Source organism: Streptomyces virginiae (assembly GCF_000720455.1).
In the GTDB taxonomy this organism is placed as follows: domain Bacteria; phylum Actinomycetota; class Actinomycetes; order Streptomycetales; family Streptomycetaceae; genus Streptomyces; species Streptomyces virginiae.
On sequence record NZ_JOAK01000009.1, the window covers coordinates 20,817 to 34,671 of the forward strand.

At 72.5% G+C, this 13,855-nt stretch carries 13 protein-coding genes; 9 read left to right on the forward strand and 4 right to left on the reverse strand.

What is annotated here, in order from left to right:
* Nucleotides 1-103: 103 nt before the first annotated feature.
* The gene (locus IG86_RS0115870; RefSeq protein ID WP_030828277.1) at nt 104-1,549 is read left to right on the forward strand and encodes a glyceraldehyde-3-phosphate dehydrogenase; all 1,446 of its coding nucleotides are present in this window, start codon (nt 104-106) and stop codon (nt 1,547-1,549) included.
* An 87-nt stretch (nt 1,550-1,636) separates the two neighbouring features.
* Here IG86_RS0115870 and IG86_RS0115875 read toward each other — a convergent pair whose 3' ends face one another.
* From IG86_RS0115875 to IG86_RS0115885, 3 genes are all read right to left on the reverse strand, one after another.
* Nucleotides 1,637-2,827, reverse strand: coding sequence for an MFS transporter (locus IG86_RS0115875; RefSeq protein ID WP_030897364.1), 1,191 nt, complete (start codon nt 2,825-2,827; stop codon nt 1,637-1,639).
* A gap of 238 nt (nt 2,828-3,065) precedes the next feature.
* Nucleotides 3,066-4,064, reverse strand: a complete 999-nt coding sequence (locus IG86_RS45370; RefSeq protein ID WP_107056243.1) for an NUDIX domain-containing protein — start codon at nt 4,062-4,064, stop codon at nt 3,066-3,068.
* 521 nt (nt 4,065-4,585) lie between these two features.
* Nucleotides 4,586-5,209, reverse strand: coding sequence for a LysE/ArgO family amino acid transporter (locus IG86_RS0115885; protein ID WP_030828283.1), 624 nt, complete (start codon nt 5,207-5,209; stop codon nt 4,586-4,588).
* Between the two features lie 69 nt (nt 5,210-5,278).
* Here IG86_RS0115885 and IG86_RS0115890 point away from each other — a divergent pair, with 69 nt between their 5' ends.
* From IG86_RS0115890 to IG86_RS0115925, 8 genes are all read left to right on the forward strand, one after another.
* The gene (locus IG86_RS0115890; protein WP_030828285.1) at nt 5,279-6,181 is read left to right on the forward strand and encodes a LysR family transcriptional regulator ArgP; all 903 of its coding nucleotides are present in this window, start codon (nt 5,279-5,281) and stop codon (nt 6,179-6,181) included.
* 38 nt (nt 6,182-6,219) lie between these two features.
* Nucleotides 6,220-6,612 carry a TOBE domain-containing protein gene (locus tag IG86_RS0115895; protein WP_030828288.1) on the forward strand — a complete coding sequence of 131 codons (393 nt, stop codon included), beginning with the start codon at nt 6,220-6,222 and terminating at the stop codon, nt 6,610-6,612.
* Nucleotides 6,613-6,759: 147 nt separating this feature from the next.
* A complete protein-coding gene (gene corA / locus IG86_RS0115900) occupies nt 6,760-7,842 on the forward strand; it encodes a magnesium/cobalt transporter CorA (RefSeq protein ID WP_037848960.1) in 1,083 nt (360 codons plus the stop codon).
* An 88-nt stretch (nt 7,843-7,930) separates the two neighbouring features.
* Nucleotides 7,931-8,512 (forward strand): GNAT family N-acetyltransferase, encoded by a 582-nt coding sequence (locus tag IG86_RS0115905; RefSeq protein ID WP_030828293.1) that lies wholly within the window; start codon nt 7,931-7,933, stop codon nt 8,510-8,512.
* Nucleotides 8,513-8,642: 130 nt separating this feature from the next.
* A complete protein-coding gene (locus IG86_RS0115910) occupies nt 8,643-9,467 on the forward strand; it encodes a chitosanase (protein ID WP_030828296.1) in 825 nt (274 codons plus the stop codon).
* A 279-nt stretch (nt 9,468-9,746) separates the two neighbouring features.
* A complete protein-coding gene (locus IG86_RS0115915; RefSeq protein ID WP_030828299.1) occupies nt 9,747-10,100 on the forward strand; it encodes a DUF805 domain-containing protein in 354 nt (117 codons plus the stop codon).
* A gap of 221 nt (nt 10,101-10,321) precedes the next feature.
* Nucleotides 10,322-12,541, forward strand: a complete 2,220-nt coding sequence (locus IG86_RS0115920) for an NADP-dependent isocitrate dehydrogenase (protein WP_030828302.1) — start codon at nt 10,322-10,324, stop codon at nt 12,539-12,541.
* 125 nt (nt 12,542-12,666) lie between these two features.
* Entirely contained in the window at nt 12,667-13,203 is a 537-nt protein-coding gene (locus tag IG86_RS0115925; protein WP_030828305.1) for a GNAT family N-acetyltransferase, read from the forward strand.
* A gap of 31 nt (nt 13,204-13,234) precedes the next feature.
* On the opposite strand, the gene IG86_RS0115930 is transcribed toward IG86_RS0115925, so the two are convergent.
* The gene (locus tag IG86_RS0115930; RefSeq protein WP_157854833.1) at nt 13,235-13,705 is read right to left on the reverse strand and encodes a hypothetical protein; all 471 of its coding nucleotides are present in this window, start codon (nt 13,703-13,705) and stop codon (nt 13,235-13,237) included.
* Nucleotides 13,706-13,855 lie beyond the last annotated feature (150 nt).

Sequence of the window (13,855 nt, forward strand, 5' to 3'; positions counted from 1 at the left end):
CCCTGCAAACCGGGGCGCCGTGCACTTGGGCGGGTACCCCTTAAGCGGCCAATGAGTAGTGGGGTTAGCATATGAGCGCCGCCTAGCTCGAAAGATAAAGCCTGTGACTGTCAACGAGGACTCGTTCACCAACTGGAACCACCGCGAGGAGATCGCGGAGGCGATGATCCCGATCATCGGGAAGCTGCACCGGGAGCGGGACGTCAACATCCTGCTCCACAGCCGCTCCCTGGTGAACAAATCGGTGGTCAGCATCCTCAAGACCCACCGCTTCGCCCGGCAGATCGACGGCGAGGAGCTGTCGGTCACCGAGACCATGCCGTTCCTGCAGGCGCTCACCGCGCTCGACCTCGGTCCCTCGCAGATCGACCTCGGCATGCTCGCCGCCACGTACAAGGCCGACGACCACGGCCTGTCGGTGGAGGAGTTCACCGCCCAGGCCGTCGCCGGCGCCACGGGCGAGAACAAGCTGGAGCGCAGCGAGGGCCGCGACGTCGTCCTGTACGGCTTCGGCCGCATCGGCCGCCTGGTCGCCCGCCTGCTCATCGAGAAGGCCGGCTCCGGCAAGGGCCTGCGCCTGCGGGCCATCGTCGTCCGCGGCGGCGGCGACCAGGACCTGGTCAAGCGCGCCTCGCTGCTGCGCCGCGACTCGATCCACGGCCAGTTCCAGGGCACGATCACCGTGGACGAGGCCAACAGCACCATCGTCGCCAACGGCAACGCGATCAAGGTGATCTACGCCAACGACCCCTCCGAGGTCGACTACACGGCGTACGGCATCAAGGACGCCATCCTCATCGACAACACGGGCAAGTGGCGCGACCGCGAGGGCCTGTCCAAGCACCTGCGCCCCGGCATCGACAAGGTCGTCCTGACCGCCCCCGGCAAGGGCGACGTCCCGAACATCGTGCACGGCGTCAACCACGACACCGTCAAGCCGGACGAGCGCATCCTGTCCTGCGCGTCCTGCACCACCAACGCGATCGTCCCGCCGCTGAAGGCCATGGACGACGAGTACGGCGTCCTGCGCGGCCACGTCGAGACCGTCCACTCGTTCACGAACGACCAGAACCTGCTGGACAACTACCACAAGGCCGACCGCCGCGGCCGCTCCGCGCCGCTGAACATGGTCATCACCGAGACCGGCGCCGCCTCCGCCGTCGCGAAGGCGCTGCCCGACCTCAAGGCGCCCATCACCGGCAGCTCGATCCGCGTCCCCGTCCCGGACGTTTCGATCGCCATCCTCAGCCTGCGCCTGGGCCGCGAGACCACCCGTGAGGAAGTCCTCGACCACCTGCGCGACGTCTCGCTGAACTCGCCGCTGAAGCGCCAGATCGACTTCACCACCGCCCCCGACGCCGTCTCCATGGACTTCGTCGGCTCGCGCCACGCGTCCATCGTCGACGCCGGCGCGACCAAGGTCGACGGCGACAACGCGATCCTCTACCTCTGGTACGACAACGAGTTCGGCTACTCGTGCCAGGTCATCCGGGTCGTCCAGCACGTCTCCGGCGTGGAGTACCCGACCTACCCGGTTCCGGCGGTCTGATCCCGCCCGACCCGTGTCGCCGCCGCCCCGCCGCTCCGCGCCGCGGGGCGGCGGTGTTCCCGCCCCCGCACGCGCACGGGCCGGTGCTCACGCGTCCGCGGGCACCGGCCGACGCGTCAGGTAGACGGCGGCGGCCCCGACCAGGGCGGCCATGCACGCGATGAACACCAGCCCGGCGCCCTCCAGGCCGATCGGGTCCACGAGCAGTCCGACGCCGATCACGGGTACCGAGATGCCCGCGTAGGCCACGACGAACAGCGTCGAGATCACCGCCGCGCGCCGGTCCGGCGGCGAGGCCGCGGCCACCGCCGCCAGCGCCCCGCGGAACGCGAGCCCCTGCCCGACCCCGCCGACCACCGCGCTCGCCACCACCAGCGCCAGCAGGTCCCACACCAGAGCGCCCGCGAGCAGCGCCAGCCCGGCGAGCAGCCCCGCGCAGCCCAGCGGCAGCGACCGCCCCACCCCGACCCGGCCGACGGCCAGCTGTCCGGCGGTCGAGGCGAAGAAGGCCAACGCGACGACCAGCCCGCTCACGGCGTGATTGGTCACGTCGAGGGACTGCGCGAGGAAGGCCGGGCTGACCGAGGTGAACACCCCGAACAGCGCGAAGCCCGCGAACGCGGCGATCGCCGCCGGCCCGAACACCGACCGCACCTGCGGGGGCACGCCCGGCCGCTGCGGCCGAACGGTGCTCAGCGGCCGCCGCTCCCGTACGGTCTCGTCCAGCCCCAGCACGACGGCGGCCGAGACGGCGACCAGGAGCAGGTGCACGGCGAACGGCAGGTACAGCGGCCAGGGGGCGTACTGCGCGAGCACACCGGCGAGGAGGGGCCCGCAGCCCAGCCCGCCCATGTTGGCGGCCGTCGCCACGAACGTGGCCCGGGAGGCCCCGCCGGGCGGCGCGAGTTCCATCACGTAGACCGTGGCGGCTCCGGTGAACAGCCCGGCGGACAGACCCGACAGCAGCCGTCCGGCGTACAGCCAGCCCATCGCGGTGGCGCACAGGAAGCAGACCGCGCTGGCCGCGGAGAACCCGAGGCCCGCCAGCAGTACCGGCCGGCGGCCGACGGCGTCCGAGGCGTTGCCCGCCAGCAGGAGCACGCCGATGACCCCGAAGGCGTACACGGCGTACACGACGGTCACCACCAGCTCGGAGAACCCGAACTTCTCCTGGTAGAGGCCGTAGAGCGGGGTCGGCAGCGTGGTGCCGGCCATGCACACGGCGAACACCGCCCCGCTGAGCAAGCACTGGCGCCACCCTCGGCGATCACCGTCCATGCCGCCGACGTTAACCCGGGCTCCGCGGCCCCGCAGGGCGGGTCCAGGGGGTGTCTTGCCGGTCAGGCCGGGCTCGCGGCGGATGGGGCCGCGCCTCGCCGCGTTGTCCTCGGTCGACGACGCTCCGCGTCGCCTCCCTCGTCCGCCTCGCGATCCTTCCCCTCGGCCCTTCGGGCCTGGGGAGACCCCATGGCACGATCCGACGCTCCCTGATCCGGCCTGATCGACAAGACACCCCCTAGGGGCGGCCCGCGTGGAGTTCCAGCGGGCCGGCGCCGCTCGCCCGGGCGTCGAGGCAGGCGGTGATCTGGCGCCGCAGGGCGCCCTTGACCAGGGCGGGGAGTTCCTCGCGCGGGACGGTGCGCCACTGGAGGAGTTCGGTGGGGTCCAGCCGGATCCGGGCGAGGGTGGGGGCGTCGAGGACGCCGCCGTCGTAGAGGAAGCGGATGCGGGCCGGACGGCCGGGTTTGTGCGACCAGTTCACGGCGAGCAGACGGCCCGGGGCCAGGTCGAGGCCGAGCTCCTCGCGGACCTCCCGCCGGGCGGCGGCGCGCGGGATCTCGCCGAGGTCGCTGTCGATGCCGCCGCCCGGCAGGTTCCAGCGGTCGGTGCGGCCGTACGCGGGCTGCACGAGCAGGATCCGGCCGTCGGCGGCGGTGAACACCACGCTCGCCGCGGTCAGGGCCTTCGGCCGGCTGGCCCGGTGGCTGGCCGCGTCGAGTTCGCCCGCGTGCTCCAGGGCCGCCCGCCGGACCGGATCCAGACCGGCGGGCGAGCCCGGCTGGGGCACACCGTCGACCAGGTGGGCGAAGGAACCGGTGTGCAGGGCGGCCAGTCCGGCGCGCAGCCGGGGCGCGACCCGGGCGGGCAGGACCGCGCAGGCCTCCTCCGGCCGCAGCCAGCGCCCTCCGGCGAGCGCCGCGGCCTCCCGGGGCGGGAGCGGTCCCACGAGGTGGACGTGCACGATCAGGGAGCGGCCGGTGGGTCCGGGCGGGCCCGGCGGCCGCGAGTCCACCGCCAGCAGTCGGCCGACCGGTACGGCGAGCCCCAGCTCCTCCCGCAGGCCGCGGGCCAGCCCCTGTTCCGGCGTCTCGGTGACCTCGACCGTGGCGCCCGGCAGGTCCGTGTCCGTCCCGCGTGAAGCGGTCAGTACGAGGACCCGCCCGCAGGTGTCCAGGACGATCCCGGTGGCGGCCACGAGCGGCGCCGGCCGGGCGGGGGAGGGGCTTTCGGGCACGGCGGGCTCCTGGGGCTCGGGTCGTCGGCAGGAGCACTATGCCGCTTTCGCCAGGCCGCCCCACCGCCGACATGCGAATGCGCCGCGGCGCACCCCAACACCCCCGGCCTGCGGCCTGGCGGCCCTGCGGCCTGGCGGCCTGGCGGCCTGGCGGCCTGGCGGCCCTGCGGCCTGGCGGCCTGGCGGCCTGGCGGCCTGGCGGCCTGGCGGCCTGGCGGCCTGGCGGCCTGGCGGCCTGGCGGCCTGGCGGCCCTGCGGCCTGGCGGCCCTGCGGCCTGGCGGCCCTGCGGCCTGGCGGCCCTGCGGCCTGGCGGCCCTGCGGCCTGGCGGCCCTGCGGCCCTGCGGCCCTGCGGCCCTGCGGCCCTGCGGCCCCGCGGCCCTGCGGCCCCGCGGCCTGGCGGCCTGGCGGCCCTGCGGCCTGGCGGCCTGCGGCCCCGCGGCCTGGCGGCCTGCGCGCCTGCGGCCTGCGGCCCGGCCGTTCGGTGGACTTGCCGTGGTTGTCTGCTGCGCCCCGGGAGGGCTACGCGCGGGCCAGGAGGAGGCCGCCCATGGTGACCATCGTCGCCGCGACGAGGCCGTCCATGACCCGCCAGGCAGAGGGGCGGGCGAGCAGGCCGCTCAGCAGGCGGGCGCCGTAGCCCAGGCCGGCGAACCAGGTCAGGCTGGCCAGGCCGGCCCCGATGCCGAAGGCCCAGCGCAGGTCGCCGCGGTCGGCGGCGAGGGATCCGACGAGCAGCACGGTGTCGAGGTAGACGTGCGGGTTGAGCCAGGTCATGGCCAGGCAGGTCAGCACGGCCCGGCGGGCGGACCCGGAGGCCGCTCCCTCCGCGGTGAGGGCGGCGCCGGGGACGGGCCGCAGCACCCGGCGCGCGGCGAGGACCCCGTAACAGACGAGGAAGGCACCCCCGGCCAGCCCCACGGCGGTCAGGGCGGCGGGCCAGGCGGTCACGAACGCCCCGACGCCGGCCACGCCGAGGGCGATGAGGAGCGCGTCGGAGAGGGCGCAGATGGCGACCACGGCGAGGACCGCGTGGCGGCGCACGCCCTGACGGAGGACGAAGGCGTTCTGCGCGCCGATGGCGACGATGAGGGAGAGTCCGGTGCCGAAGCCGGCCAGGGCCGCGGTGGTGATGCCGTGTGTCATGGCTCCGACCGTAGGCAGCCAGCACCTTTCAGTACAGCTAAAGATTTTTACGTACCATTAGCGCTCGTGATGGACGAGCTTCCCCTGGACCAGGTACGCACCCTCCTCGCCGTGGTCGACGAGGGCACCTTCGACGCGGCGGCGGCCGCCCTGCACGTGACGCCGTCGGCGGTCAGCCAGCGCGTCAAGGCCCTCGAACAGCGCACCGGCCGGGTGCTGCTGATGCGGACGAAGCCGGTGCGGGCGACGGAATCCGGTGAGGTGGTGGTCCGCTTCGCCCGGCAGCTGGCCCGGCTGGAGCGGGACGCGCGCGCCGAGCTGGGCATGGCCGACGAGCGGGGCCCGGTGCGGCTGCCGATCGCGGTGAACGCCGACTCCCTCGCGACGTGGTTCCTGCCGGCGCTGACGCGGGTCCCGCAGGACCCGCCGGTCTGCATCGAGCTGCACCGCGAGGACGAGTCGCACACGACGGCGCTGCTGCGCGAGGGGCAGGTGATGGCGGCGGTGACCTCCTCCCCGGACCCGGTGGCCGGGTGCAGCGTACGGATGCTGGGACTGGCCCGGTACCTGCCGACGGCCAGCCCCGCCTTCGCCGCCCGGTACCTGACGCACACGCCGGAGCGGGACCTGCGGGAGGCGCCGACGATCGTCTTCGACCGCAAGGACGACCTCCAGGACGCCTTCGTCCGCTCGCTGACCGGGGACGGGACGGCCGGGGCGGGGCGGGTGCGGCACCACGTGCCGACGTCGGAGGGCTTCCGCGACGCGGTCGTCGCCGGGCTGGGGTGGGGGCTGGTGCCCGAACAGCAGGCGGAGCCACTGGTGCGCGCGGGGGAGCTGGTGCTGGTGGTGCCCCGGCGGCCGATGGACGTACCGCTCTACTGGCAGCAGTGGAAGCTGGACTCACCGTCCCTGTCACTGGTCGCCGACGTCGTCGCGGCGGCGGCCGCGGAGGCACTGCGCGGCCCTTGACCCGGTCTCGCCCGGGCCGGCGCATAGGCTTGCCGACCATGGAGTCCTACACGATCGGCCAGGCCGCCCGGCTGCTCGGCGTCAGCATCGACACCGCCCGGCGCTGGGCGGACGCCGAACGCTTCCCCACCCACCGCGAGGGCACCCGCAGGATGGTGGACGGGCCGGACCTGGCCGCGTTCTGCGTCGAGGCCGCGCAGGAGGGAGCCGAGGGCGAGGAGGCCGCCCACACCTCGGCACGCAACGCCTTCCCGGGAATCGTCACCGGGGTGAAGCTGGGCACGGTCGACGCGCAGGTGGAGATCCAGGCCGGTCCGCACCGCATCGTGTCGCTGCTGACGCGGGAGGCGGTGGAGGAACTCGGCCTGGAGGTGGGCGCGCGGGCCACGGCGCGGGTGAAGTCGACCAGCGTGTTCATCGACCGGGTCTGAGGCCCCCGCCGACCGGGTCCGGGGCCCCGCCCCCGGGGCCCGTCGGCCGGTGGGCCCGGGTCCGGGGGGGGTGGGCCCGGGCACGGGCGGTCCGGCGGCGATGGCAGACTGGCCGCTGATCCGCCGAAGGGGAGTACGCCGTTGTCCATGTTCAGCAACCTGCGCCGGGCCGTGCGCCGCGGCTACCGGCGGGCCGTCGACCTCAGCCACCCCGCCCGCTCCCCGCTCGGCAGCTCGGTGGTCAACTGCCTCGTCTACCGCGAGGGCGTACGGCAGGACGACTGCGCCGAGGTCGAGGAGGCGCTGCGCCGGGTCCGCAAGACGGGCGACGGCTTCGTCTGGATCGGCCTGCACGAGCCGGCGCAGTCCGAGCTCGCCGGGCTCGCGGAGCTGTTCGGCCTGCACCCCCTCGCCGTCGAGGACGCCGTGAACGCCCATCAGCGCCCCAAGGTGGAGCGCTACGGCGACACGCTGTTCTCCGTCTTCAAGACCGTGCGCTACGTCGAGCACGAGGAACTGACCGCGACCAGCGAGGTGGTGGAGACCGGCGAGCTGATGGCCTTCACCGGCCAGGACTTCGTCATCACCATCCGGCACGGCGGCCGCGGCACCCTCGGCCCGGTGCGCGAGGAGCTGGAGGCCGCTCCCGACCAGCTGCTCAGGGGGCCCGCGGCGGTCCTGCACGCCATGGCCGACCACGTGGTCGACGACTACGTGGCCGTCACGGACGCCGTGCAGAACGACATCGACGCCGTCGAGACCGCGGTGTTCAGCGAGAACGGCGGCCGCGGCGACGCGGGCCGGATCTACCAGCTCAAGCGTGAACTCCTGGAGCTGCGGCGGGCGGTGGCTCCGCTGAGCCGCCCGCTCCAGCAGCTGGCCACCCAGCCGATACCGGTCATCCCGCCGGAGATCCGCGCGTACTTCCGGGACGTGGCGGACCACGTGACCCGGGCCACCGAACAGATCGGCGCCTACGACAACCTCCTGGACTCCATCCTCCAGGCCCACCTCGCGCAGGTGACGGTCGCCCAGAACGAGGACATGCGCAAGATCACGGCATGGGCGGCCATCGTGGCCGTCCCCACGATGGTCTGCGGGGTCTACGGCATGAACTTCGACCACATGCCGGAACTGCACTGGACGTACGGCTACCCGCTCGTCCTCGGCGTCATGGCGCTCGCCTGTTTCGTCATCCACCGGGGCTTCCGCCGCAACGGCTGGCTCTGAGTCCGGGAAAACCCGGCGAGGAGGGGAGCACCCGCCGAGTAGGGTCCGCCTGTCATTCGAAGATCGACAGAGCGGACGGCACACACCCATGGACGGCGAACTGCTCGGCGAGAAGGTACGGCTGGAGCCGCTGGCGCACCGGCACCACGACGGACTGTGCGAGGCGGTGCGGGACGGGAGCCTGTGGGAGCTCCCGGTGACGATCGTCCCGCACCCGGACGGCATACGGGCCTTCATCGAGGACGCGCTGGCGGCGCGTGCGGCGGGCACGCAGATCCCGTACGCGACGGTGGACCCCGCGACCGGCGCGGTCGTGGGCTCCACGCGGCTGATGGCGATCAGCACCCAGTTCCGGCGGCTGGAGATCGGCTTCACCTTCCTCGGGGCGTCCCGGCAGGGGACCGGGCTGAACACCGAGGCCAAACTCCTCATGCTCACCCACGCGTTCGAGGACCTGGGCATGAACCGGGTCGAACTCCTCACCGACGTGCGCAACGCCCGGTCGCGGGCGGCGATCGCCGGACTCGGCGCCACCCAGGAGGGAGTGCTGCGCCACCACATGGTGATGCGCGACGGCCACATCAGGGACACCGCCGTCTACAGCATCACCCGGCCCGAATGGCCGCACGCCAAAGCACTGCTGACGGACCGTCTGCTGCGGCGGGGCTGAACGGGCGGGGCAGTTGACGGTGGACGCGCGGGTCTTGAGGCTCTCTCGGCTCTGGTAGTAAAGTTTCCTAACGAAGCCGGGACGCCTCAACTCCCCCCATGGAGGCCTTGTGTTCACCCCCCACCGCAAGATGCTGGTGACCGGAGCCCTGCTCGGCAGTGCGCTCCTCGCCGTCCCCGTCGCCGCCCACGCCACCGCCGCCCCGCCCGACGCCGCCCGTACGGGGCTGACCGCGGCGCCGGCGGCGGCGGGGCTCGACGATCCGGCGAAGAAGGAGATCGCCATGAAGATCGTCTCCAGCGCGGAGAACTCCTCGCTGGACTGGAAGGCGCAGTACAAGTACATCGAGGACATAGGCGACGGCCGCGGCTACACCGCCGGCATCATCGGCTTCTGCTCCGGCACCGGCGACATGCTCGACCTCGTCGAGTACTACACACAGGTCAAGCCGGGCAACGTGCTCGCCAAGTACCTGCCGGCCCTGCGCGAGGTCGACGGCAGCGACTCGCACGCCGGACTCGATCCGAACTTCACCAGGGACTGGGCGAAGGCCGCCCAGGACGCCGAGTTCAAGAAGGCCCAGGACCGCGAGCGCGACCGGGTCTACTTCAACCCGTCCGTGAAGCAGGGCAAGTCGGACGGCGTCGGCGTCCTGGGCCAGTTCATCTACTACGACGCCATCGTGATGCACGGCGACGGCACCGACCCCACCAGCTTCCGCGGCATCCGGGCGCGCGCCCTGTCCAAGGCCAAGCCGCCGTCCCAGGGCGGCAACGAGACCGCCTGGCTGAACGCCTTCCTCGACGCCCGGGTCTGGGCCATGAAGCAGGAGGAGGCGCACAGCGACACCAGCCGGGTCGACACCGCGCAGCGGGTCTTCCTGCGGAAGGGCAACCTCAACCTGAACACGCCGCTCGACTGGAAGGTCTACGGCGACTCGTTCCACATCGGCTGACGCCGGCGGCCGCGGTGTCGCGGCGCGGTAACGATGTGAATAACGATCCGGGTGGCTCCCGGGGCGTCAAGTAGGCCTCTCGCGAGGACGATTCGGACGTCCCGGGACATGGCGCCGCGGTTGTGTCCCGAACGCGTAACTCCGGTGCCGGAAATCGGGCAGTCCGGCTGATTTGCCGTCCCCGTAAGTGGCTTGACCCCGACGTAAGGGGGGCATAAGTTCTGCCCCGGCTTGCTCCAGCAGGACGGGCCGAACACACCGTCCTCTGGGGGGACCCTCATGAACCACTACACCGACGTCCTGAAGAAGTACGCCGTGTTCTCCGGCCGCGCACGCCGCCAGGAGTACTGGATGTTCACCCTCTTCCAGGTGGCCGTCGTGATCGTCCTCGCGATCCTGGACGCCGTCATCGGCGCCAACTCGATCATCGTCGGCCTGTACCTCCTCGGCACCCTCGTACCGACCCTGGCCCTCACCGTCCGCCGTCTGCATGACCTCGGCAAGTCCGGCGCCTGGTACTTCATCGTGTTCGTCCCCTTCATCGGCGGCATCTGGCTGCTCGTCCTGACCGCCACCGCCGGTCAGCCGCAGCCGAACCAGTACGGCCCGGACCCGAAGGTCCTCGCCGCCTGAGGTGACGTACGGGCCTGATCGGGGCCCGTACACCTGAGCGCCGCCCCGGCTGGAAACAGCCGTGGGCGGCGCTCTCGCCGTTTCCGGGGCCGCCGGACCCCGCGTGACGTGCGTCTCGCCGACTGGCGGCAGGGGGCTGTGCTGACCGGCCCGATCACGAGATATCTTGATGTCGAGCAATGTTGCAGACGAGAGACGCAGACTGTGGAGCGGAGCATCCGGTGACTGACTCGACCATCATCTACACGCACACTGACGAGGCCCCGGCCCTCGCGACGTATTCCTTCCTGCCTGTGATCCAGGCGTACGCGTCGACGGCCGGTGTGAATGTCGAGACCCGTGACATCTCCCTGGCCGGTCGGATCATCGCCGTGTTCCCCGAGTACCTCGAGGAGAGCCAGCGGATCGCCGACGCCCTCGCCGAGCTCGGCGAGCTGGCGAAGACCCCGGAAGCCAACATCATCAAGCTTCCGAACATCTCGGCTTCGATCCCGCAGCTGAAGGCCGCGGTCGCCGAGCTCCAGGGCCAGGGCTACGCCCTCCCCAACTACCCGGACGACCCGAAGACCGACGAGGAGCGCGACATCCGCGCCCGCTACGACAAGGTCAAGGGCAGCGCCGTCAACCCGGTCCTGCGCGAGGGCAACTCCGACCGCCGCGCGCCCGGCTCGGTCAAGAACTACGCCAAGACGCACCCGCACCGCATGGGCGCCTGGGTCCCCGAGTCGAAGACGAACGTCGCCACCATGGGCGAGAACGACTTCCGCTCCACCGAGAAGTCCGCGGTCATCGCCGAGGCCGGCACCCTGCGCATCGAGCACGTCGCCGCCGACGGCGCCGTCACCGTGCTGCGCGAGTCCGTACCGGTCCTCGCCGGCGAGGTCGTCGACGCGTCCGTCATGCACGTCGACGCGCTGCGCACCTTCCTCAACGACCAGATCGAGCGTGCCAAGGCCGAGGACGTCCTGTTCTCCGTGCACCTCAAGGCCACGATGATGAAGGTCTCCGACCCGATCATCTTCGGCCACGTGGTCCGCGCCTTCCTCCCGAAGACCTTCGCCCGCTACGGCGAGACCCTCGCCGCCGCCGGCCTGTCGCCCAACGACGGCCTCGGCGCCATCCTGAACGGCCTGGGCGCCCTGCCCGACGGCGACGCGATCAAGGCCTCCGTCGACGCGGAGATCGCCGAGGGCCCGGCCCTCGCCATGGTCGACTCCGACAAGGGCATCACCAACCTGCACGTGCCGTCCGACGTCATCGTCGACGCCTCCATGCCGGCCATGATCCGCACCTCGGGCCACATGTGGGGCCCCGACGGCAACGAGGCCGACACCCTCGCCGTCCTCCCGGACAGCAGCTACGCCGGTGTCTACCAGGTCGTCGTCGACGACTGCCGCGCCAACGGCGCCTTCGACCCCGCCACCATGGGCTCGGTGCCGAACGTCGGCCTCATGGCCCAGAAGGCCGAGGAGTACGGCAGCCACGACAAGACCTTCGAGATCGCCGCCGCGGGCACCGTCCGCGTCGTCGACGCCGCGGGCAACACGGTCATCGAGCAGGAGGTCGCCGCCGGCGACATCTTCCGCGCCTGCCAGACCAAGGACCTGCCGATCCAGGACTGGGTCAAGCTCGCCGTCACCCGTGCCCGCGCCACCGGCGCCCCGGCCGTCTTCTGGCTCGACGAGAACCGCGCCCACGACGCGCAGCTGATCGCCAAGGTCAAGACGTACCTGGCCGACCACGACACCGAGGGTCTGACCATCAAGATCCTTTCCCCGGTCGAGGCCACCGCCTTCTCCCTGGAGCGCATCCGCCGCGGCGAGGACACCATCTCGGTGACCGGCAACGTGCTGCGCGACTACCTGACCGACCTCTTCCCGATCCTGGAGCTGGGCACCAGCGCCAAGATGCTGTCGGTCGTCCCGCTCATGAACGGCGGCGGCCTCTTCGAGACGGGCGCCGGCGGCTCCGCCCCGAAGCACGTCCAGCAGCTGGTCAAGGAGAACTACCTGCGCTGGGACAGCCTGGGCGAGTTCTTCGCGCTGGCCGCCAGCTTCGAGCACCTCGCGGTCACCACCGGCAACGCCCGCGCCCAGGTGCTGGCCGACACCCTGGACCGCGCGACCGGCACCTTCCTCAACGAGGACAAGTCGCCGAGCCGCAAGCTGGGCGGCATCGACAACCGCGGCAGCCACTTCTACCTCGCCCTGTACTGGGCGCAGGAACTGTCCCGGCAGATCGACGACCCGAAGCTGGCCGCGGCCTTCGAGCCGCTCGCCAAGACCCTCGCCGAGCGCGAGGAGACCATCGTCGCCGAGCTCATCGCGGTGCAGGGCTCCCCGGCCGACATCGGCGGGTACTACCAGCCCGACGCCACGAAGGCCGCGGCGATCATGCGCCCGTCCGCGACCCTCAACGAGGCGCTCGGCCTCCTCGGCTGACACCCGTTGACGCGCTCCGCCCCGGCCGGCCCCGTGCCCGCCGGGGCGGACCCGTCTGCGGCCCCGCCGCCCGACAGCGGTAAACCCCATTGCGGCCCGCCCGGGGCAGCGGCTAGGAAGAGCCGGTGATCAGCGGACAGCTGGCCGGCCTGCGCGCCCGCCTCCCCGAGGACGTACCCGTCCTGCACGCCGAGCTCCACGACGACGTCGTGACCCGCTCGCAGGCGGACTCCAGGCCCTGGAGTCCCCGCCCGGCCACCGGCGGGCACTCCCCGTACGAGCCCGCCCCGCCCTCCGCGGACGCGGCGGTGTTCTCCGTGGTCGAGCTGACCTCCGGCGACCTGGCCGGCGAGGCCCTGCTCTGGGGCATCGACACCCACAACCGCTGCGCCCACCTCGGCATCTCCCTCCGGCCGGGCCTGCGCGGGCGGGGGCTGGGGCGGGAGGCCGTCCAGCTGCTGTGCCGCTACGGCTTCACGGTGCGCGGCCTTCGCCGCCTCCAGATCGAGACGCTCGCCGGCAACACGGCGATGACCGCCGCCGCGACCGCCGCCGGCTTCGTCCGCGAGGGCCTCCTGCGCCGCTCGGCCTGGGTGTACGGCGGCTTCGAGGACGAGGTGATCCTGGGACTGCTGTCCGACGAGTGGACCGACCCCCTCTGAGGCCGCCCGCACCGGTTCGCCGACGGGCCGGTCAGAGCCGGTGGATGCGTTCCTGGTCGAACGCCAGCGGCGACCGGCCGGCGGCCAGGATCCGCAGGCCGGGCGCCACGGCCAGCAGCTTGCGCAGCCAGGCCAGGGCGTCCTGGCCGAGCTGCTCGGTGCCGTCCAGGACGAGCAGCATGTCCCGCTCGGCCAGCCACGACGCGGCGTACGTCGTCGTCCCGCAGGGCGGTGCGGGCACGCCGGGTACGGAGCCCAGTTCGGCCGTCAGTTCGCGGACGCCGTAGCCGCCTTCGAGCGGGTCGAGGTCGACGACCGCCACCCCGTCGTAGAAGTTGGACGCGAGCCGTCGCGCGATCTCCCGCACCAGCAGGCTCCGCGGCTCGCGGAAGCCGCCCGCCACGGTCAGCACCCGCCCCCGCCGGACGGCGGTGAGCAGCCGGGACATCTCGGCGGACGTCGCCGGGAGCCGTCCGGTCGACCCTGATTCCCTCAGCGGCACGATGCCCCCCATCGCATGCGTGACCAAGCGCGGCCGTGGCTACAGGGAGCTTTCGGCCGTGTGACGATGATTATGCGCCACTTGCGCCGTATCGCTAGGGGAATGTCGCATTCCGATCAGGGGGTCCGCTGCCGCCCAGGTCAGACCCAC

What these genes read in the sequence shown, in the direction of transcription:
- IG86_RS0115875 (WP_030897364.1), bottom strand. Translation starts at nt 2,827, where the DNA reads ATGGACGGTGATCGCCGAGGGTGGCGCCAGTGCTTGCTCAGCGGGGCG.
- IG86_RS0115885 (WP_030828283.1), bottom strand. Translation starts at nt 5,209, where the DNA reads ATGACACACGGCATCACCACCGCGGCCCTGGCCGGCTTCGGCACCGGA.
- IG86_RS0115890 (WP_030828285.1), top strand. Translation starts at nt 5,279, where the DNA reads ATGGACGAGCTTCCCCTGGACCAGGTACGCACCCTCCTCGCCGTGGTC.
- IG86_RS0115895 (WP_030828288.1), top strand. Translation starts at nt 6,220, where the DNA reads ATGGAGTCCTACACGATCGGCCAGGCCGCCCGGCTGCTCGGCGTCAGC.
- corA (WP_037848960.1), top strand. Translation starts at nt 6,760, where the DNA reads ATGTTCAGCAACCTGCGCCGGGCCGTGCGCCGCGGCTACCGGCGGGCC.
- IG86_RS0115905 (WP_030828293.1), top strand. Translation starts at nt 7,931, where the DNA reads ATGGACGGCGAACTGCTCGGCGAGAAGGTACGGCTGGAGCCGCTGGCG.
- IG86_RS0115910 (WP_030828296.1), top strand. Translation starts at nt 8,643, where the DNA reads ATGCTGGTGACCGGAGCCCTGCTCGGCAGTGCGCTCCTCGCCGTCCCC.
- IG86_RS0115915 (WP_030828299.1), top strand. Translation starts at nt 9,747, where the DNA reads ATGAACCACTACACCGACGTCCTGAAGAAGTACGCCGTGTTCTCCGGC.